This window comes from Sneathiella chinensis (assembly GCF_012720115.1).
GTDB classification, from domain to species: Bacteria; Pseudomonadota; Alphaproteobacteria; order Sneathiellales; family Sneathiellaceae; genus Sneathiella; species Sneathiella chinensis.
Genome location: NZ_VNWN01000004.1, coordinates 610,081 through 631,275, shown reverse-complemented (window position 1 = coordinate 631,275; position 21,195 = coordinate 610,081). Strand labels below are relative to the sequence as shown.

The following is a 21,195-nucleotide window of genomic DNA, read 5'->3' as shown; positions in this document are numbered from 1 at the left end:
GCCGCGCGTCCCGCCTGTGCCCGTTATCTCAGGCCGTCATTCTGGGAAATATCCTCCGCCGCCAAACCGCCGAGGCGCGCATGAGGCCGCCCGCCTGTGGTCATGACCAGTGCAAACAGGATTTCCCCCCGGCGCGGGCTATCCCCAAGGCCTACTTCCATGGCATCGAAATGACTGCGCACATAAGACGCATCCTTGTGGGTCAGCGGGATTTCAAGGCGCGATCCCATATGTCCCACCTTCTTGGAGGACGGGACAATCGCCAAGGCCTTGCCAAGAGCCTCGCGCATGGCATATCCGCCCGCCACATGCCAGGTGGCACCATGTTCACTTTCGCCGTCCTCACCCACAATGGCGCCCTTGCCATAGCTGGTGATAGTCTCGGCATCCCCGCCCAGCGCCTCGATCAGTTGTTTCGCCAGCTTGAGACCCAGCGGCTTCAACGCCTCCATAAACGGGGTAATATCCTCCACATAGCGCCCTGCGTACGGGTTCTCGACCACCGCCACGATTGATCCCTTCAGCACCGGTTCGGCCCGGACGGGTCCGCCCTCGTGATAGACTTCCTCGACCTGTGTTGAAATTTTACGAACCTTGACCAGTTCACTCATGTTCTGTTCTCCCCAATTGGATAATCCTGTTTGATATGTTTCTTGTTGTTCCTTGCAGGGACAGGTAAACGCCCGTCACCAACCCCGCCGTCATATACTGTTCCGCCCGTCGCACCCCGGCGTCAAGGGCCATATTGATTTCCTCTGGCGAGAGCGGATCAACCTGCACCGTTACCGGCAGGTCGCCAAGATCGGTTTCATCGCGAACCTGCCGCGCCGGTTTCCGGGCAATACGGGGGCTGTCCACATTTACCGCACCGGCAATCAGGGTTGCGGCCACATCGGCATGAGCGGCGGTATCCGCCAGCACCGTCACCGCATCGGCAATCCCCGCCGACAAAGACCGGCCCCGCCACCCGGATGTGGCAATCCCGCCAACCCCGTCCGCAGCCCCCAGCGTCAGGGTTGCATCCACGGACGGCGCATCCGGATCATTGACAATCCCGGAGCGGAACAGGGCATCCCCCGACAGATGCAGGGCAATATCCCCGCCATTATTGGCATACAGCTTTTCCAGCGGGCACCCTGCCAGCATGGCCTGCTTGACCGCATCGGCGACCGCCCCGGCAACCGCTGCCATGGGGGTGACGAACGTATTGTCCGAAAACCGGTGGGCCGCCAGCCACATGGATCGGGCAACCCCGTCAAGGGCCGGAACCGGCCCCGGCCGGATGGGGGTTCGCAAAGTCTCCAGAACCGACACCAGATCGGCAAGAATTGTGCCGAAAAACCTCATCCCCTGATCATAGGCCTGCTCGACCACTGCGGCCGGGCCCACCCCTTCGGCGATGATATCAATCGGGCCATGCTGCAGATGCAATCGCCGGCCATCCTCCAGAAGTCTGCCGGTTGCCTGCGTCATGGGCGTGTGTCCGCGCCGGTCAGCGTGATGATCCGGTCCCGTCCCAGAACCTCGCTGACGGGAATGATGCTGTCCATATGGCCGCCCAGCGCCTCATAATCCTGTCGGCTCATGGAAAATTCGATGGGAGCCACAAGGGCGGGCGTTGGCACATATCCAAAGGAATTGTCCGGCATGGCCGCCACATCCACCAGCACCGTGATCCCGCCGCCGGGCCAGACATAAACCGGTGCCCCGCCGCAGGTCACACGGGTCAGGGCATCCTTGACCGACCGGGTCAGGCGAACCGGGTTTTCCGTCACACCGGCCCGAAGCGACCCGCCCGCCCCAGCCATGAAAAGAACAGTACAAAGCGCCGGTTCACAATTTTCCGCGATCCGGTCAACCACCTGCCGGATGTCATCCGGCATGGGGGCCGGCCTCGGCACCAGATCGTCATCCAAAACGAACCATGCACTATCCTGCCCCGTGGTGGAAACCATCAAAAGGGTCATGCCGGGCCGAGCCTTTTTCGGGTCCACCCTGTCGATGATATCAAGGGGATTGGTGATATCGGTGCCGCCCCATCCGGCGCCATGCTCCGCCACCTGAAAATACCGCCCCGGTGTGGAACGCCGCCCCCGCACCTTGATCCCCGACACGGGCATATCCAGAAACTGCCCGGCCTGATGCTCGGTCAGGACGCCGGTGATATGGTCATCCACCACGATCACCTCATCCACCTTGCCAAACCACTGCCGGGCGAAAATGCCGATGGTGGCCGACCCACAGCCAACCCGCATCCGCTCTTCCCGGTCGCCGTCAATGATCGGGGGCTGGCCGGACTGGACAAGTATCCGGGCGCCGCCCTCCACGGTCAGTTCAACGGCCTTCTTGTTGCACAAATTCAAAAGGGTATCGCAGGTGACCCACCCCTCTTTCTTGGACCCGCCCGTCAAATGGCGCACCCCGCCAAGGGACAGCATCTGGCTGCCATATTCGGCGGTTGTCACATGACCGACCTGTTCCCCTTCGGCAAAGACGGCGGCGCTTTCCGGCCCCACATACCGGTCGGTATCGATCTTCACCTTGACCCCGCAGTAACTGAAAATGCCTTCAGACACCACCGTGACCGTATCCACACCCTTCACACTGGCCCCGACAATAAACGGCGCGGGCTTGTAATCGGGATAGGTCGTCCCGGACCCGACGCCCGTGATCACCGGCACCGCCTGCACCGCCCGATCCCCCTGCCATGACGCGGCCCCCTCCGCAAAGGGAACCAATCTGTCTGCCTGTTCCAGAACCAGCAGCGGATCAACACGGGTCAGCACCCCCTGTACATTGGCATACCGGTCACAGGCTCCGGCCCGGCCCTCGCGAATGCGGCACAGAACCGGACAGGCATCACAGCGGATCAGACCTTCGTCCTTGGGGCTTTCATCTGTCATTTTCGGGCCTCTTGATTGGTCAGGGCGGCTTTCAATTTGTGGGGCAGCAAGGGGGCCTCGGTCACCCGAACCCCGGTGGCGTGACGCACCGCCCCAAAGATGGCGGGGGCGGTCGGGACCAGTCCCGGCTCGCCAACCCCCTTGGCACCATAGGGGCCCAGCGGTTCCTCATCCTCGACAATGATCACCTCCATAGCCGGCATATCGCCAAAGGTGGGGATCAGGTAATCATGCAGGTTCTCGGTCACGCCGGGGACATATTCCTCCATCAGGGCAAGGCCCATCCCTTGGGCAATGCCCCCATGAATCTGTCCTTCCACCTGTTGCGGATTGATGGCCCGGCCCACATCATGGGCGGCAACAATCTTGCGCACGCGGGTGGTTCCAAGGTCCGTATCCACCTCAACCAGCGCAATCTGCGCGGCAAACCCGTAGGTAGCATACGGGTCCCCTTGCCCGTTTTCATCAAGGGGACGGGTCGGCGGATCGAAATTGCCCCGCCCCATGAACACCATACCCTTGTCCTGCCGGGGAAGGTCTTCCAGATGGATTTCGTGACGGGCGCTGTCATCCTCAACCACCAGACAGCCGGGCAACAAAGTGATCCGCGCGCCCTCGCCCGCATTCACATGCCGCAGGATGGACAGTCGCAAATCCTGCCCGGCCTGTTCCGCCGCCTTGCCTGAAACAAATGTCTGGCGCGATGCCGATGTTTTTCCGGCATCTTCCGTCAGGTCGCTGTCCCCCATGATATAGGTAAAGGCCTCAACCGGCAGTCCCGCCGCATCGGCGCAAATCTGGGCCAGAATGGTGTTTGACCCCTGCCCGATATCCACCGCGCCGTTGAAAAAGACAATCTGGCCTCCGGGATCAATTCCCACTTCCATGGTGGACGGGTTGGACAGGGCCGTATTGCCGATCCCGTACCACATGGCACCGATGCCCACCCCTTGCCGCAGGCTTCCCGATGATGCCCTGTTGAACCCATCCGCCTGCCGGTTCAATTCCGCCCACGGTTCTTTCAGGGCTTCCAGACAGGGAGCCATGCCTGCGCTGTGGGTCAGAACCTGTCCGGTCGCCGTTGGCTGGCCCGGCCGCAAGGCATTTCGCAGCCGGATTTCCAACCGGTCAAGGGTCAGTTGTTCTGCAAGATCATCCATCATACATTCATGGGCGATGGCCGCCTGTGGCACGCCGAAGCCGCGAAAAGCCCCGGCGGGCGGTCCATTGGTAAAAACCCCGCGCCCGATATTATGGACGTTCGGCACGAAATACGGCCCGCTTCCATGCACTGGGACGCGCCCCGCCACCGTCGGCCCCCACGACGCATAGGCCCCCGTATTAAAATCTGCAATCAGTTCACTGGACACCAGCAGCCCCTGTTCATCGGCGGCAAAACGACAGGTAATTTCAGACGGGTGCCGCTTGGTGCTGGATGCCATGCTGTCAGGCCGTTCATACACGCAGGCCACCGCCCGCCCGTATTTCATCGCCGCCACCGCCAGAATGGGCTGTACCGACACATCCAGCTTGCCGCCAAAGCCGCCGCCGCAGGCGGTCGGGATCACCCGAACCCGATCCTTTGGAATTTGCAGAACGCTGGCAATTTCGTCCCGGTCCATATGCACCGCCTGTGTGGTGACATGAACCTCGACCCGGTCTCCCACGGGGCGCGCCCATCCGGCTTCCGGCTCGATATAGGCATGTTCCACGAAATGGGTCGTGAAGGCTCCTTCCGACCGGGCTGCTGCGCTCTCAAAGGCCGCTTTTGCCTCTCCCTTTCGAACCGCGCCCTCAATCAGAATGTTCCCCGGTTTGTCCTCGTGCAGTTGGAAAGCGTCACTGGCTTTTGCCTCTGCCACCCCGGTGAGCGGCGGCATGGCCTCGAACGTGACGGGAAGGTCTGCCAGTTGCAGGGACTGAACCGCCTGCCGGGTTCCCACCGCCGCCACCAGCGCATCCCCCCGGTACCGGACCAGCCCTTCTGTCAGGACCGGTTGGTCCTTGCCGACCGGATAAATTCCAAACCGGTTAAACGGAATATCTTCATGGGTCAGAATATCCTCAAGCCCGTCAGTCGCGGCGACAAGATCACCAAAATCACCCAACCGGACATGGGCGAAGGCGTGGGGGGACCTGAAAATCCGCACCCACAAGGCATCCTTCGGAATGCTGTCCGCGCCGTATTTTTCAGCCCCTGTCAATTTCGGGTCGGCGTCCAGCTTGGCCAAGGGCGCGCCAACCGCCGCGCCCGCCCCAGGGCACGTCAACGCCTCGCCCTGCCCGCCTGCATCCATCACCGCCTCGACGATCTTCTGATATCCGGTGCAACGGCACAGAACCCCGCCAAGGGCATCCTCCACCTGTGTCCGGGTCGGGGATGAACAGCGGCTTAACAGGCTGCTCGCCGCCATCAGCATTCCGGGCGAACAAATCCCACATTGGGCCGCACCATGGCGCTTGAAGGACGCCTGCAAATCATTCAGAACACCGGTCGGGGCCAACCCTTCAACCGTGGTGACGCTGCGCCCTTCCACCTGTCCCGCGGCTGTCAGGCAGGAACAGACCTGCTCCCCATCCAGCAGAACCGTACAGGCCCCGCAATCCCCGGCATTGCACCCCACCTTGGTTCCGGTCAGTCCCAGATCATCCCGCAGCACATCAGACAACCGCTTCACCGGGGAGACATCGACACGGGCCCTGGCCCCGTTCACCTTGAAAGAAATCGTGGATGTCATGCCATTTCTCCCCATTCCCGGATCAGGCGGCGCAGAAGCACCCCCGCGGCTTCCTGCCGATAGGCTGCCGTGGCGCGCACATCATCAATCGGGGCAAGCCCGGCAAGGCAGTCATCCCCGACCAGTGCCTCAAGCCCGCCAGACAGTTTCTGGCCGATCAGACGATTTTCAAGCGCCGCCAGACGTTCCGCCACTTCGGAACAGGCGCCCACGGCAATGCGGCAGGATGTGATGATCCGGTCGCTGTCCCATTCGACACTTCCCGCAACCATCACCAGCGAGATCACAAGATAGCGCCGCGCCCCCAGTTTCAGGAAACTGCCCTTTGATCGCTGCGGATCGCGGCGCGGAAAATGAAAGGCGGTAACAATTTCGCCTGCCTCAAGCTGCGTTTTCCGGTTTCCAAGAACAAAATCCCGAACCGGCATCCTGTGGCAGCCCCGTCGCACCTGTATCTCCACCTCCGCATCAAGACTGAGAAGCGCGGGCATCCCGTCCGCTGCGGGGGATGCGTTGCACACATTGCCGCCAATGGTGCCGGCATTCTGTATCTGCCGTCCGCCCACTTCCCGCGCCGCCGCTCTCAACCCATCAAACAGCGGGGGCAGTTCCGCCGCTGTCACATCGGCCCATGTGGTGGCCGCGCCAATGGTCCAGCCATCTGCCGTTTCGCGAATGCCCTTCAAGGCCTGAACGGCGGTGATATCGATGATATTTTCATGCGGATGCCGACCGACCCGGGCCGGATAAAAATCCGTCCCTCCGGCCAGAATGGCTGCATTACCCGCCTCCAATCGCTGTAACAGATCGGAAAGCACGGCAGGCCGATAATAATCTCCCATTTACCATCGCCTCTTTTTATTTGTGTACGAACAATATTAGAAAAACAGGGAAGGCTGTCAAGCAACCGGTTTCATATTTCCTTCATATTGCAAGCGTTATAAGATAAATCGCTTCTCCTCCCGATCAACCCATAATAAGACTTAACCGGATTCGTGTTGAAACGCATCCTGAACCTTTAGAAAACGATCACGCTTTAAGGGGCACTTGTGATACCGGGACATCTGGACCAAAGCTGGCGGTCAATATTGGGCGCCGAGTTTGACAAACCATATATGCAGCAGCTTGAAAAGTTCCTGACCGCCGAGGAACAGGCGGGAAAGCGGATTTTCCCGGACGGGCAGGCTGTGTTTTCCGCCTTCAACGCTACCCCCTTCGGCGCGGTCAAGGTTGTCATTCTGGGGCAAGACCCCTATCACGGTCCGGGACAGGCCCACGGGCTCAGCTTTTCCGTTCGCAAAGGCGTTCCGATCCCGCCCTCGCTTCGCAATATCTATAAGGAAATCAACCGGGACCTTGGACTTCCCGTCCCTTGCCACGGCAATCTGGAAGACTGGGCGAAACAGGGGGTATTGCTCCTGAATGCGGTCCTGACAGTGGAAGAGGCGGCGGCCGGTTCCCATCAGGGGCAGGGCTGGGAGGATTTCACCGATGCCGCCGTGGCCGCCCTGAACGCAGAGCGGGACCATCTGGTTTTCCTTCTCTGGGGTGGCTATGCCCGAAAGAAAGGCCGGATGATCGATCGGAGCCGACATCTGGTGCTGGAAAGTCCGCATCCCTCCCCCCTGTCCGCCCACAGGGGGTTCCTTGGGAATGGCCATTTTTCCAAGGCAAATGATTATCTACAACAAACAGGTCAGTCACCTATCGACTGGTCCATCACAGACACAGACTAATTTCCTGATTTGGAGCCTGATTACATGACCACTTCATTCTTCGATACCATGCCACGCATTATCGGCCACCGGGGAGCACGGGGATTGGCCCCGGAAAATACCCTGGTATCCTTTCGCAAGGCAGCCGAGGTCGGCACGAAGAGTATTGAAATTGACGTAACACTGACCGCCGACGGGGTGCCGGTCATCCATCATGACATGGATGTCAAGCGCTGCACCGATGGCAGCGGCCCCATCCTGCTGAAAACCTTCGAAGAAATTCGCGATCTGGATGCAGGAAGCTGGTTCTCCGACCAGTATCGCGGTGTACGCATTCCCACGCTGGAAGAAACACTGGATTGCCTTGCCGATCTTGGCATTAGTCTCAATCTGGAAGTGAAGCCCTGCGCGGGCTGGCAGGTTCCAACCGCGGAAACCGTCGGGCAGTTCCTGAACACCCACCTGAAGGATCGTTTCCCCATTCTGCTGTCCTCCTTCGATATCGAGGCACTGGTGACCATCGGACGGATCACCCCGCACCTGCCCTTGGGATACCTGACCGAGGCCATCGCGCCGGATTGGGAAAAGCGTCTTAGCGAGGCCGGCGCCGCCAGCCTGCATGTGCAGCGGGAATTTGTCACCGAGGCCGCGGTCCGGGACGTTCAGTCCGCCGGATACAAGTTCCTTGTCTATACGGTGAATGACGAGGACGAGGCAAAACGCCTGCTGGATTGGGGGGTCGATGCGGTGATCACCGACTATCCCGACCGCCTGCTGCCCCTGATCTAACCATAGGTCTGCGAGACAAGCGCATAGGCACCCGGACGGCTGACAAGGTCGCTGCTCCCGTTCAGCATCATGAGCGGGACAGCCTCCGCCGTCTGGAAGCCAAGGGTTCCAAGGGCCTCCCCAAAGGTTGCCTGATGGGACAGAACATCAATCCGTACCCCGCCCTCCCGGCCATAGGCCAGCATCTGACAGAGGGCTTTAGCCATGGCATCATTTTCGGCCACCACCGGCCCGATCGCCTCGATCCCCTGCCGGGCATAGAGGAAGGCATATCCAGTCAGATCGCCGTCCTGCTCAACCGCCAAGGCCTGCAGGCAGGTATGGAACATGGCGCGGATAACCGGCGTCCGGTCCGCACCAAACACCGCCCTGTCCAGTTCCAGAACACGGTCAAGATTGTCTTCAGTGACCGGAACAAACCGGCCGTTTTCCAGTTTCGGCGGCTCCCCGACGATCACGCCTTCCGGCTTGACCAGTTTGCGGCATTCCGACACCGTGACAAAGCCCCGCCGTTCGTAGACAGGCTGACCATCGGCTGTTGAAATCAACAGAAGCGGGGCACCGGTGCGCTCAAGGCCGCCTTCGGCCGCGTCAATCACAAGGGACGCCAGCCCCTGCCCGCGATACCGTTCCCGGACAATCACCACACCCAGCGCGGACAATTCCGGTCCATAATCGAAAATGGCCGACACGGCCGCCGGTGTGTCTTCGTCCCGGTACAGGCCGAACACGGCCCCCGCCGCCAGAACCACCTGCCAGTATTGACGGGTGAAGCCCCACCCAACCTCGTCGGTGATCGCCATCAGGGCGTCCATATGGGAACCGTCAAGCCTGCGGATATCCGCGCCATGCCGTGCTGTCAGGGTCATGGTTTATCTCCTGTCTGCGTCTTCCGGAGGGTTAAAGATTACCGGACGGGTCCAGCGTAGTTGCCTCGTCGGTCGAGGCCGGTTTTGCCGTGCCCTTCCCGGCGGCCAGCCGTTCCGCATCCAGTCGCACCGAATAGGCGATGGAGCTGATCAGGGAACTGATCCGCCGCAAATCGCTGAGCAGGCCCAGATGCAGGGCACTGGCATCCTGTGCAAAGGACTGATCGAACCGCAGCCGTTCCAGATGGTCGTTGGCGGCCTTGTAGACCTCATCCCGCAGCGCCTGTTTCTTTCGCACCAATACGCCTGCGGTTGTCATGTCCCGTGTCAGCAACACACTGAAGGACAGTTTCAGGTTCTCGACCAGCATGTCAAACAACCGGTTCTGGTCCTTCATGTCCGCATCGGAAAAGACAATCTGTTGCTCGTTGGTGCGTTCCAGATATTCGGCCAGATTCAGGACGACAATATTGCCGATCTGTTCCAGATCACTGGAAAAGGAAATGATTTCCGTGCAGCGTTCCTCATCCTCTTCCTCCAGCGTTTCCCGGCCAAGCTCGGTCAGGTACTGCTTGATGGCGGCACTGAAATTCTTCAGATACTCGTCGGATTTGCGAACCGGTTCCAGCTGCGCCTTGTCGTTATTCTCAAACGCCTGGCGGAAATCCCGGAACATCTGCTCCAGCACATCCCCCATCCGCAGGGTATCCCGCACGGAATTGGCCAGTGCCAGTTGCGGACTGGCCAGTGCCGCCTTGTCCAGATGCATGGGTACCGGGGTCGAGGCATTGGCATTCCGGGTTTCCGGGATCAGCTTCTCGGTCAGGCGGCCAAGCGGCCCCGTCCAGAAAATGAAGAAGGCGGCCAGTCCAAGGTTAAAGAAGGTATGCAGGTTGACCAACTGACGGGCCGGTTCTGATTCCAGCCGGACCAGTTCCATGGCCACAAGGTCCAGAAACGGCAACAGGACAATCACCCCGGCAAGCCGGCAGATAAAGTTGCCAAGCGGCGGACGGCGCGACGCTGCATCCCCGTTCATGGTTGCCAGAACCGGCGGCAACGCACCGCCCAGATTGGCGCCCAGAATCATGGCATAACCCACATCAAGCGGCACCCCACCCGTAGAGGCCAGCGTCACGATAAACAGCACCGTCGCCAGACTGGAATGGGCGATAAAGGCGACCAGCGCGCCCAGCACCACGGTCAGGACGGGTTCGTTGGCAAGGGAGGAAAAGACATATTGGGCCACATCGGACTGGCGCACCGGTTCCGATGCCATGACCAACAGTTTCAAGGCGGTCAGCATCATGCCAAGGCCCAGCAGGATACGCCCCAGATTCTTGGCCCGTGTGGACTTGGCGGACGAATGACGCACAAAGCCGACAAACAGCATCACCGGTGCCAGCCAGGACAGATCGAAACTCAGCAACTGAGCCACCAGCGTGGTTCCCACATCGGCCCCCAGCATGATGGCAATGCCCGCCGCCGCAGGGACAAGCCCCCGCCCGGCGAACGAGGCGGTCAGCAGGGCCGTGGCGGTACTGCTTTGCAGCAGCATGGTCACGCCAAGGCCCCCGAAGAACGAATTCACCCGGTTCCGCAGGCTAAGATTGAGGATTTTCCCAAGCTCCCGGCCAAACGCGCGGGTCACACCTGTATTTACCATGCGCAGCCCCCACAAAAGAAGGGCCACGCCACCTAACAAACTGATCAGAACCGATGTTGCATGCAATTTTTCTTATTTCACTCCATCCGGCGGACCGAAGTTCGTCACCCCGATCGCCTCACAACTTTCCTTGACTGCCTTCAATACACCTTCCATGACCCTGTGGTCCAGTGCGCCGATACAACCGATGCGAAAACTTTCCGCTTCGGTCAACTTGCCGGGATAGATAACGAACCCCCGGGCTTTGATTTCATCATAAAAACGACCGAAATCAAAGGCGGGGTCCGCCGGACTGAAAAAGGTGGTGATGATTGGCGACAGCCATTCATCCTCAAGCAGGGTTTCAAACCCGAGGGCCCGCATCCCGGACACCAGTACATCCCGGTTTCGGGTATAGCGGGCAAGACGCCCCGTGACGCCCCCTTCCTTCTCGTGCAGGTGCAAGGCCTCCCGGAAGGCAACGACCGTATGGGTTGGCGGGGTAAAGCGCCATTGCCCCGTCTTGTTCATGTAGACCCACTGGTCATGAACATCAAGGCTGAGAGAATGGCTGTTGCCTCGTGCCGCTTCAAGGGCGGATTTCCGGGCCAGCACAAACCCGAATCCGGGCACGCCCTCGATACATTTGTTGGCGGAGGAAACAAGCGCCTCAAACGGGACATCGGCCACATCCACCGGCACCGCGCCAAAGGCGCTCATGCTGTCCACGATCAGCTTCCGGCCATGCTTTTGCGTCACATCCGAGATCCCCTTCAGCGGGTTCAGGATACCGGAACTGGTCTCGCAATGCACCACCACCACATGGGTGATGTCCCCGTCGGCGGAAAGGATGGCATCCACCTCTTCGGGCATCGGCGGCAGGTAATCCCCCTTGTCCAGTGTCACATAGGCGCGGCCAATATAATCCAGTATCTTGGCGGACCGCTGCCCATAGGCCCCGTTCATCAAGATCAGCGCCTTGCCATCCTGCGGGATAAAGGACGCCAGCGCCGCCTCGACGGAAAAGGTGCCGCTTCCCTGCATCAGGACACAGTCATAGGCATCCTCGCCCCCGCACATCTCAACCAGACGGGACCGGATTTCCGCCGTAACGGCCTTGAAATCTCCATCCCACGATCCCCAGTCCCGCAGCATGGCCGCCTTGGTGGACAGCGCCGTGGTCAGCGGACCCGGCGTCAAAAGGTAAGGTTCCCCGCCCACGGCGATTGTTCCTTGTTCTGTGGAAAGTTCCTGACTTGCAACAGCCATCTGGGTCACATCCCTTCTCCTTTTCAAATGGGATCATGGCATCAATGCCCTGATATGGCGCCGCCCCAAAGGATAAGTCAAATTGCTATTTTTAATTCAATATATCAGTTTAAATTATCAATAGGCCGCGATGGCCGCTTCCAGAATATCCAGCGCAAAATCCATCTGCTCGCGGGTGGTGATCAGGGGGGGCGTCAGGGTCAGAACATTGCCCATGGTGGTCTTGAAACTGAGACCGGCATCCAGCGCCTTATACAGGATTTCCTCGGCGGCATCCGGGGCGCCGGCCCGGGTTTTCCGGTCCTCGACCAATTCAAGCCCCAGCAAAAATCCCCGCCCCCGCACATCCCCGATCAGGTCATGGCGGGATTTCATATCCTGCATCCGCGCCAGCGCATAAGCCCCCACGCTGGCGGCATTTTCCACCAGCCCCTCTTCCTCGATAATCTCGATGGTGGTCAGGGCGGCCCGTGTGGTCACCGGGTTTTTCTCATGCGTGTAATGCCCGATGGCATACTCCCCCAGCACATCCAGATCGGGATGGCACAGGGTCGCGGCGATGGGCAAAATACCGCCCCCCAGCGCCTTGCCCATGACCAGGATATCCGGCACCACCTCATCATGATCGCAGGCGAACATCTTCCCGGTCTTGCCAAGGCCCGTTGGAATTTCATCAAAAATCAGCACTGCCCCGGCCTCGTTACAGGCCTGCCGCACGGCCTTCCAGAAACCGGGCGGTGGCATATAGGGAACGGCACGGGCCGGTTCCGCAATCACCGCCGCCACATTGCCTTCCTTTTCCAGCACATAACGCACCATATTGGCACAGGTCATCTTGCAGGTTTCAAGATCGGGGGTTCCGTCTGGCCTTGCCTCATATCCATAGGGGCAGCGGTAGCAGGCAAAGGGGGCCACATGTTCGGTTCCCGGCAAAAGCGGTCCGATCGCCTGCCCCCGGAACAGTTGCTCCCCGCCGATGCTGGACGCGCCAAACCCGGCCCCGTGGAACGCATCCCAGAAAGACAGGGTCTTGAACCGGCCGGTTTTGGCCCGCGCCACCTTCAGCGCCATTTCGATGGCATCGGACCCGCCGGTCGCAAACAGCACCTTGCCAAGATCCCCCGGCGAAATGTCCCGCAATTTTTCCGCCAGTTCAACAGCAGGCTCACAGGTAAAGCGCCGCGGGGCAAAGGGGAGTTCCTCCATTTGCCGGGTAATGGCCTCTTTCAATTTGGGGTGCCCATACCCGATATGGTGGACATTGTTACCGTGAAAATCCAGATACCGCCGGCCCTGCCCGTCGATGATATAGGCCCCTTCCGCCCCCTTGATGGTGTTCAAACAAGGGGTTGAAACCGACTGATGCAGGAAGGCCGCCTCGTCCCGCGCCAGCAGGCGGGACGAAGACGGATCGATGTTGCGGGCGGCCCATGCCTGCCTTCGGGGTGACAAATTCACATCCCCTTCGGATTGATGGGGCCTCCCGCCCGGTCTGTCAGCCCCGGTCATCTAGCGCTGCCGCCATGCCTGGGTCCGCCGCGACAACCCCCGCGTCAGCAGGGCATGCAGCACGCGCACCGTGGCGGATGTTGCCACAATCACCATACACATGGCCGCCGCAGGCGCCACGTCCCCGGCATCATCCATGTTCAGCGCCGCAACCGACGCCAGTGTCGTATCCGATGAATAGAGGAAGATCACCGCAGACACCGTGGTCATGGCGTTCACGAACAGATAGATGGAAATATCCAGAATGGCGGGCATACAGACCGGCACAGTAACCCGCAGGAATGTCCTGAAGAACGGCACCTTCAACGAGGCGGAGACCGTCTCGAATTCAGGATCGATCTGTTTCAGGGCCGTCATGGCTGTCAGGTGACTGACCGTATAGAAATGCGCAATGGTGACAATCACCAGAATGGGCATGGTGCCATAAATGAACCCCAGCGGGTTGGACGGGCTGTTAAAGAAGAAGATATAGGCCAGACCCAGCACCATCCCCGGCACCGCCATCGGGATCATGCACAGGAACTGGATGATACCGCGCACGATCTTGAAGCCGTTCGCCTTCTCGACCATATACGCGCCGGTAAAGATCACAATGGTTCCGAAAACCGCCGTATAGGCTGCCATCTTGAGGGAGTTGTAGAACGACGACCAGCCGCCCCCATCCATCAGGTCGAAGTTATAGTTCTTCAGTGACAGTTCCAGATTATACGGCCAGAAGGACACGAAAGACGCAAAACCGGCCATGCCGATAATGCCCACAATCATCAGGCTGATAATCAGGCAGTAGACAAAGAAAATCTTGTCCAGCAACGCATGGGGTTTCGGCTCATAGGGAACGGCCCGCGCTGTCAGCATGGCAACCTGTTTCCGCTGCACGAAACGATCCACCGCAAAGGCCAGAATGGCCGGGATCAACAGGACGACACTGACCACGGCGCCCATTTCAAAATTCTGTTGCCCGATCACCTGTTTATAAATATCCGTCGCCAGAACATTATACTGGCCACCGATAACCTTGGGGATACCGAAATCCGTGATCACGAGGGTGAACACCACGAAAATGGCACTGATCAACCCGTATTTGATTCCCGGCAATGTGACCGTGAAAAAGGTCCGAATGCGCGAAGTGCGAAGGGCCACGGCGGCCTCATACATGCGGGCATCGGCAATGGAAAAGGCGGCAATCAGGATCATCAGGGCGTGCGGGAACGTATAGAACACCTCGCCCATCACAATGCCGATCGGGCCATAGATGCTGTAATCCCCCAGCAGGCCCTTCAAGACCCCCTGACGCCCGAACAGATAAACAAACGAAATCCCCGGCAACAGGGACGGTGCCAGCAGGGGCAGCAGGGCAATCCCCTTGAAAACCGCTTTTCCCGGAATGCAGGAGCGGGCCAGAATAAAGGCAAAAACCGTCGCCAGACTGATGGTGATCAGCGTAGAGACAATGGCAATGAAGAAACTGTTGTTAATGGAATAAAACAGGGCTGGCGTGGAAAAATACTCGATATAGTTCCCAAGCCCGACAAAGGCGCCGTCCTTCGATTCCAGGCTCTTTGACAGCATGGAATAAAGCGGCAGCAACAGGGTGACGACAAGCCACGCCCCAATGGCAAGGATGAACCCCCGCATGACCCAGTCATCCCGGCTCAACTTGGGACGAATGGCGCGGGATTTTAACTCTGATACAGCCTGATCCGTCATCTCATTTCCCCTTGCGGAAAATATGCAACCGATTGACAGGCAGGGCGACACGGATGGTGTTGCCAATCTGGATGTCCCGATCCCGCACCAGATTGATGGAAAAATCCCCAAAAATCTCGTGATTGAGCAAAGTGTCGTTGTTCAGCGTAGCGCGATAGAACGACCCCAGAAACTCAAGATCGGTCACCGTCACCGGGAAGGAATTAACCGTATTCTCATCCACATTGCGGACCTTGATATCCTCAGGCCGGACACAGGTGATCACATCCCCGCCGTTCAACTTGGCTTCTTCGCGCGGGCTCAGTTCAAGGGTCAAATCCCCCAGCACCACCTCGCCCTTCGGGCCCCGTCCGGCGTCGATGAAATTCATGGTCCCCACAAATTCAGCCACAAACAGGCTGGCCGGGTGGCGATAGATTTCCTCAGGTGTTCCCACCTGTTCAATCACGCCCTTGTTCATGACCACAATCCGGTCGGCCATGGTCAGCGCCTCTTCCTGATCATGGGTAACCATGATGGTCGTAACGCCCAGACGGCGTTGCAATTCCTTCATTTCGTGGCGCAAATGTACCCGAACCTTGGCGTCCAGCGCTGACAGCGGTTCATCCAGCAGCAGCAGCCCCGGTGACATGGCAAGCGCACGGGCAAGGGCTACCCGTTGTTGCTGTCCGCCGGAAAGCTGGGCCGGATGCTTGTCGCCCTGATCGGACAACCCGACCAGTGACAGAAGCTCCTCAACCCGCGCACTGACCTTGGCCTTGTCCGCCTTCATATTGACCAGACCATATCCCACATTGTCAGCAACCGTCAGATTCGGGAACAGGGCGTAGGACTGGAAAACAATACCGAAATCCCGTTCTGCGGCTGGCAGGGTCGAAACATCCCGCCCCTCCTGCTCCACCGTTCCCTGGGTCTGGATATCCAGCCCGGCGATGGCCCGCAGCAGGGTTGTCTTTCCGCATCCGGACGGCCCCAGAAAGCAGACAAACTCGCCTTCGAACACATCCAGAGAGACATCCTTCAAGGCCGCGAAATCACCAAAGATTTTTGTCAGATTCCGGATCTGTAGATATTGCTTTTCCAGACTTTCACTACTCACTAAATTCATAATTTTTCCCTAATGCAAAATAACCCAGCAACCAACAAACGTGCGATTCTGGAAACGCACCAGCCCCCCATCCCAAAACAGGGATGAGGGGCCGGTCCAAACATGACGCTGGATCAGTTCTTCGCTTCAGATTTGGAATCGTAGCGTTCCTGCCACTCTTTCAGAATGCGATCGCGGTTCTTCGCGGCCCAGGCAAAGTCGTTGTCGATCATTGCGGAGCCAACTTGCGGTGGGAAATGCTCAACCGGTTTTGCGACACCCGGATAGGCAACAACAGCATAGCCTTCGTTGTACATTTCATTGGCTTTCTTGGTGATGGACCAGTCTACCAATGTCTTGGCGGCTTCCATGTTCTTGGAACCCTTGATGATGGCCGTTGCTTCCATGTCCCAGCCGACGCCTTCTGTCGGAATGATGATTTCAAGCGGGGCGCCCTGTGCCTTGGATTTGGCAGCACGGAAAGCAAAAGAGATACCGATCGGGATTTCACCGGCGGCTGCCAGTTTACACGGCTTGGAGCCAGAGTGGGTGTAGCGGGCGATATTGTCGTGGAGCTGATCCATATACTGCCAACCGCCTTCTTCACCAAAAAGCTGCAGCCAGGAAGACACGTCAAGGAAGCCGGTACCGGAAGAATTCGGGTTCGGCATGATCACCTGGTTTTTGTAGACGGGCTTGGTCAGGTCTTTCCAGGAGGTCGGAACCGGCAGGCCGGCTTTTTCAGCCTCAACGGTGTTGTAGCAGATGGAGGCAACCCAGGCGTCCATTCCGGTCCAGGTTGTCGGGTTGTTCTTGTCCCGGAATTTCGGGTCCAGTTTCTCAACACCGTTCGGGGAATATGGCTCAAGCATGCCTTCCTCGCCCAGCAGCATCAGGCTGGTGGCCGCCAGACCCCAGACCACATCCGCCTGCGGGTTTTCTTTTTCCGCCAGCAGCTTGGCTGTCACGATACCGGTGGAATCGCGTACCCAGTTGATCTTGATATCCGGATGGTCTTCGTTGAACCGCTTTGCGTATTTCTTCAGGTCTTCCGCTTCAACGGCGGTGTAAACGGTCAGTTCGGTTGCGGCAGACGCAATATTCGCAAAGGCAGTTGCCGCGAACGCGACGCCAAGCACCCCCAAAAAGGTCGTTTTCAGCTTACGAGATTTCATTCTTCGAATCCTTCTGTTAGACACTCACACCAAAAAAGAGTTGTCGATTTCCTGTCGCCAGGAACTGAGGACACCTTTAATTTTTTACTCGGCACCAAATGAAGACAGTTTTATTATTGTTTTGTTACAGCCCCCAAAACCCGACACTTTTCTGATTATCTCCCAATCAATTCACGCAGCAATATGGCGCGAACCGACAAATACTCGCCCCAAAACCACATAATTTCAACATATTTCATAAATGTAATTTGATGGAGCGGCGGGATTCCTCCTAATCCCTTGACCAGAGGATAACCTGCCTCTAATCATAATTACAGACTTTTATTGTTATGTTACTAATAGGCCAGACTTATGCACTACTCGCAATTTCGCGCTTTTCATGCGGTCGCCCTTCGCGGCGGCTTTTCGAAAGCCGCAGATCATCTGGGCCTGACCCAGCCCGCCGTGTCGGATCAGGTCAAGAAGCTGGAGGAGCATTTCAACGTCCTGTTGTTTCATCGTCACAAGCGGGTTGTCCGCCTGACCGAGCTTGGCAGCCAGCTTTTTGAGCATACCCAGCGCATGTTCGATATCGAGAAACAGGCCGTGGACCTGTTATCCGCCAATCAGGTGCTTGAAAAAGGGCACCTCAATATTGCCTCTGACACGCCGCTGCATGTGGTGCCACTGATCGGCCGGTTCCGCCAACAGTATCCCGGCATTACGGTCAGCCTGCGCATGGGAAACTCCGATGAAATCCGGGCCGGTCTGCTGGATTTCCACTTTGATATCGGGGTTGTTGCCGATATGCCGGACGACCCGCGCTTTCATTCTGTTGTCCTGCGGCAGGACCCGCTGGTGGCGTTTATCTCGAAGGACCACCCCCTTGCGGACCGGCAGTCCCTCACCCTTCGGGAATTGTCCGCCCTGCCACTGGTCCTGCGGGAGCGGGGCTCCAAGACGCGGGCTCATCTGGAAACTGCCATGCAGGACGCCGGCCTGAAGGTCAATCTGGCCATGGAGGTGCAGGGCCGCGAAGCCGTGCGCGAGGCCGTGGCCGCCGGGATCGGCGTTGGCATCGTCAGCGAACCGGAATTCGGGTTTGATTCCCGTCTTGTCCCCCTGACCCTGTCTGACTGCACGGCCAGCATGACCGAATCTCTGGTCTGCCTGAAGGAAAAGCTGCCCCTTCGAAGCGTGGCCGCCTTTTTTGACAGCAATCAGGAAGACGCCTGACGCCCCTGCCCCCTCCCCATCAACAACGCGGACGGGGACGGAAGCGGGGTTAAGGTCAAGGTCAAGGCCAAGGAAAGGGAACGGTCACTGCCGGACCCTTTCCGCTCGTGGATCATACGGGGTTTGCAGCATGGCCTTCACATCATAAAGCTGCCCCGCCACATCCAGTTGAAAGTGACCGTCCGTCAGATAGTCCCGCGTGACACCCCCCTCATGGGTGACATAGCCAAGCCCCACCGACGCGCAGAGGGTGTGGCCGTATCCGGCGGATTCGATCTCGCCCACAGGAACGCCATTTCGCAAGATCCCCTCCCGACCCCAGATTTGCACATCCGCATCCTTCAGCAGGAAATAAACCAGCCGCCGGATCAGGGGCGTCCCCTTCAATTGTTTCAGCGCCTCCTGCCCCTTGAACGGAGTGTCCTTATCCAGCTTGACGGCAAAACCAAGCCCGGCTTCGAACGGGGTCACATCCGGGGTCAATTCATGCCCCCATGCCCGGAACCCCTTTTCAATACGAAGATTATCCATGGCGAAATATCCGGCATTTCGGATGCCAAGATCCTCGCCCGCCCGCATCAGGTCCTCATAGACCCCCACGGCAAATTCGGTCGGCACATACAGCTCCCACCCCAACTCCCCCACATAGGTCATGCGCACGGCCCGCACCATGGCGTATCCCATGGGGATGTCCTGAACCGTTCCAAACGGGAAGCCTTCGTTTGAGAGGTCCGCCGGGGTCAAACGCGCCAGCAGATCACGGGAATTCGGTCCCATAACCCCGAACACCGCCCAGGCGGAGGTCACATCGGTCAGCACCGCCCGTGCGCCAACCGGCATGTTCCGGGTGATCCAGTCAAAATCGCGGGTGGCCTGACCGCTGCCCGTCACAAGAAAAAAGCAATCCTCGGCGATGCGGCTGACGGTCAGGTCACTTTCATACCCGCCCCGGTCATTCAGTATGCCCGTATAAACCGTCCGTCCCACAGGAACGGCCAGATCATTGGCACATAGATATTGCAACACTGCCTCTGCATCCGGGCCCTGCAACTGGAACTTGGCGAAGGAGGTCTGGTCAAAAACGGTCACCGCCTCGCGGGTGGCCAGATGCTCCTGCCGGGCGGCTTCCCACCAGCTCTGCTTTTGGAACGAATGTTCTATAACCGGGTTTTCACCGCTTTTTGCAAAGAAATTTGCCCGTTCCCACCCCATTTTTGATCCAAAGCAGGCATTCTGCTCTTTCAGCAGGGAATAGACCGGTGATCGGCGTAAGGGCCGCCCGCTTTCCAGTTCTTTTTTCGGCCACGACATGGCGTAATGCAGGCTGAGACTTTCAATGGTTCGGTCCCGAAGCCAACGGTCATTGGCCTGAAAATTCCCGAACCGCCGGATATCAACGGGCCACAGGTCCATGGTCGGTTCGCCTTCCACCATCCATTCGGCAAGGGCCCGCCCTGCCCCGCCCGCCGACGCGATGCCCATGGAATTGAACCCGGCCGCCACGAAGTAATTGGACAGGCCCGGCGCCTCCCCCAGAATGTAATTTCCGTCCGCCGTGAAACTTTCCGGGCCGTTCACGAACTGGCGGACTTCGGTATTTTCCAGGGCAGGAATGCGGTGCAGGGCATTTTCCATCAGGATTTCAAACTGGTCCCAGTCATCGGGCAGCAGTTGAAATTCAAACTTGTCCGGGATGCCCTCCATGCCCCACGGCTTGGCATTTGGCTCGAACCCGCCCATGACAAGGCCGCCCACCTCTTCCTTGCAATAGATATACCCATCCGGGTCGCGCAGCACCGGCAGGTCAGGATGTACACCGTCGATCTGTCGGGTCACGATATACATGTGTTCCGCGGAATAGAGAGGGATGGTCACACCGGACCGGCGGCCAAGGTCACGCGCCCACTGACCAGCGGCATTGACCACATATTCACAGGCAATGCGGCCCTGATCGGTTTCAACGGCAACGGGGCGGCCCGCGTCAACACTCACATCGGTGACCCGGATATTTTCAAGAACCAGCGCCCCGCCCTTCCGCGCGCCTTTCGCCAATGATTGGGTCAGGTCCGTCGGGTTGGCCTTGCCATCCCCCGGCAACCAGACCGCCCCCTTCACATCATCGGTTCGCATAAGGGGCCATATCTTACCAGCCTCATCAGGGGAAATCAGTTCAGCCTCAACGCCATGACTGCGGGCCATGGCCACACTGCGTTTCAAAACGGTCATGCGGGCATCGGTCCGGGCCACCCCGACCGATCCGCACCGTTTCCATCCGGTGGAAAGACCCGTTTCCGCCTCAAGACTGGCATAAAGATCGGTGCTGTACTTGATCAGGCGGGTCATGTTGGACACCGAACGAAGCTGCCCTACAAGCCCGGCAGCGTGCCACGTTGTGCCGCAACTGAGGCTGCCCTGCTCCAGCAGGACAACATCCGTCCATCCCAGTTTGGTCAGATGATAGGCAATGGAACAGCCGACGATGCCGCCGCCGATAACAACCACTTTCGCAGAGGAAGGAAGTGTCCGTTCTGTCATGATAGTCTTCCCTGATCAGAATTTTGCAATATTTGCCAT

General features: G+C 58.8%; 16 protein-coding genes. 3 read left to right on the top strand and 13 right to left on the bottom strand.

What is annotated here, in order from left to right; translation table 11 throughout:
* Window positions 1-23 precede the first annotated feature (23 nt).
* From FQB27_RS09520 to FQB27_RS09500, 5 genes are read right to left on the bottom strand one after another with little or no spacing between them, the layout of a single operon-like run.
* On the bottom strand, window positions 24-611 hold the full coding sequence (locus FQB27_RS09520) for an amino acid synthesis family protein (RefSeq protein ID WP_206374493.1): 588 nt from the start codon (window positions 609-611) through the stop codon (window positions 24-26).
* Window positions 604-1,473, bottom strand: coding sequence for a UPF0280 family protein (locus FQB27_RS09515; RefSeq protein WP_169560781.1), 870 nt, complete (start codon window positions 1,471-1,473; stop codon window positions 604-606). Before FQB27_RS09515 ends, FQB27_RS09520 begins: the two co-directional genes overlap by 8 nt.
* A complete protein-coding gene (locus tag FQB27_RS09510; protein ID WP_169560780.1) occupies window positions 1,470-2,903 on the bottom strand; it encodes a 6-hydroxynicotinate reductase in 1,434 nt (477 codons plus the stop codon). Before FQB27_RS09510 ends, FQB27_RS09515 begins: the two co-directional genes overlap by 4 nt.
* Window positions 2,900-5,641, bottom strand: coding sequence for a molybdopterin-dependent oxidoreductase (locus FQB27_RS09505; RefSeq protein ID WP_169560779.1), 2,742 nt, complete (start codon window positions 5,639-5,641; stop codon window positions 2,900-2,902). The genes FQB27_RS09510 and FQB27_RS09505 overlap by 4 nt, the downstream gene beginning before the upstream one ends.
* Window positions 5,638-6,483, bottom strand: a complete 846-nt coding sequence (locus tag FQB27_RS09500; protein ID WP_169560778.1) for an FAD binding domain-containing protein — start codon at window positions 6,481-6,483, stop codon at window positions 5,638-5,640. Before FQB27_RS09500 ends, FQB27_RS09505 begins: the two co-directional genes overlap by 4 nt.
* A 207-nt stretch (window positions 6,484-6,690) precedes the next feature.
* On the opposite strand from FQB27_RS09500, the gene ung reads away from it, so the two are divergent.
* Both ung and FQB27_RS09490 read left to right on the top strand, forming a co-directional pair.
* Entirely contained in the window at window positions 6,691-7,377 is a 687-nt protein-coding gene (gene ung, locus FQB27_RS09495) for a uracil-DNA glycosylase (protein WP_169560777.1), read from the top strand.
* 24 nt (window positions 7,378-7,401) lie between these two features.
* Window positions 7,402-8,145: a glycerophosphoryl diester phosphodiesterase gene (locus FQB27_RS09490; RefSeq protein ID WP_169560776.1), complete on the top strand. Its 744-nt coding sequence runs from the start codon at window positions 7,402-7,404 to the stop codon at window positions 8,143-8,145.
* Here FQB27_RS09490 and FQB27_RS09485 read toward each other — a convergent pair.
* The 7 genes from FQB27_RS09485 to FQB27_RS09455 form a co-directional block, all read right to left on the bottom strand.
* Window positions 8,142-9,014: a GNAT family N-acetyltransferase gene (locus tag FQB27_RS09485; RefSeq protein ID WP_169560775.1), complete on the bottom strand. Its 873-nt coding sequence runs from the start codon at window positions 9,012-9,014 to the stop codon at window positions 8,142-8,144. The genes FQB27_RS09490 and FQB27_RS09485 overlap by 4 nt on opposite strands.
* A 31-nt stretch (window positions 9,015-9,045) precedes the next feature.
* Window positions 9,046-10,719 carry a Na/Pi cotransporter family protein gene (locus FQB27_RS09480; RefSeq protein WP_277346054.1) on the bottom strand — a complete coding sequence of 558 codons (1,674 nt, stop codon included), beginning with the start codon at window positions 10,717-10,719 and terminating at the stop codon, window positions 9,046-9,048.
* 33 nt (window positions 10,720-10,752) lie between these two features.
* Window positions 10,753-11,928 (bottom strand): 2-aminoethylphosphonate--pyruvate transaminase, encoded by a 1,176-nt coding sequence (locus FQB27_RS09475; protein WP_169560921.1) that lies wholly within the window; start codon window positions 11,926-11,928, stop codon window positions 10,753-10,755.
* 117 nt (window positions 11,929-12,045) lie between these two features.
* Entirely contained in the window at window positions 12,046-13,437 is a 1,392-nt protein-coding gene (gene pbfA / locus FQB27_RS09470) for a (R)-1-hydroxy-2-aminoethylphosphonate ammonia-lyase (protein WP_169560773.1), read from the bottom strand.
* Complete coding sequence (locus tag FQB27_RS09465; RefSeq protein ID WP_169560772.1) at window positions 13,438-15,144, bottom strand: putative 2-aminoethylphosphonate ABC transporter permease subunit; 1,707 nt, start codon at window positions 15,142-15,144, stop codon at window positions 13,438-13,440. It lies immediately after the preceding gene.
* A 1-nt stretch (window position 15,145) separates the two neighbouring features.
* Window positions 15,146-16,252 (bottom strand): putative 2-aminoethylphosphonate ABC transporter ATP-binding protein, encoded by a 1,107-nt coding sequence (locus FQB27_RS09460; RefSeq protein WP_169560771.1) that lies wholly within the window; start codon window positions 16,250-16,252, stop codon window positions 15,146-15,148.
* Window positions 16,253-16,365: 113 nt separating this feature from the next.
* Complete coding sequence (locus FQB27_RS09455) at window positions 16,366-17,406, bottom strand: putative 2-aminoethylphosphonate ABC transporter substrate-binding protein (RefSeq protein WP_169560770.1); 1,041 nt, start codon at window positions 17,404-17,406, stop codon at window positions 16,366-16,368.
* A 351-nt stretch (window positions 17,407-17,757) separates the two neighbouring features.
* Between FQB27_RS09455 and FQB27_RS09450 the strand changes: the two genes are divergently transcribed.
* On the top strand, window positions 17,758-18,621 hold the full coding sequence (locus FQB27_RS09450; protein ID WP_169560769.1) for a LysR substrate-binding domain-containing protein: 864 nt from the start codon (window positions 17,758-17,760) through the stop codon (window positions 18,619-18,621).
* Window positions 18,622-18,705: 84 nt separating this feature from the next.
* On the opposite strand, the gene FQB27_RS09445 is transcribed toward FQB27_RS09450, so the two are convergent.
* The gene (locus FQB27_RS09445; RefSeq protein WP_169560768.1) at window positions 18,706-21,156 is read right to left on the bottom strand and encodes a GcvT family protein; all 2,451 of its coding nucleotides are present in this window, start codon (window positions 21,154-21,156) and stop codon (window positions 18,706-18,708) included.
* Window positions 21,157-21,195: the final 39 nt, after the last annotated feature.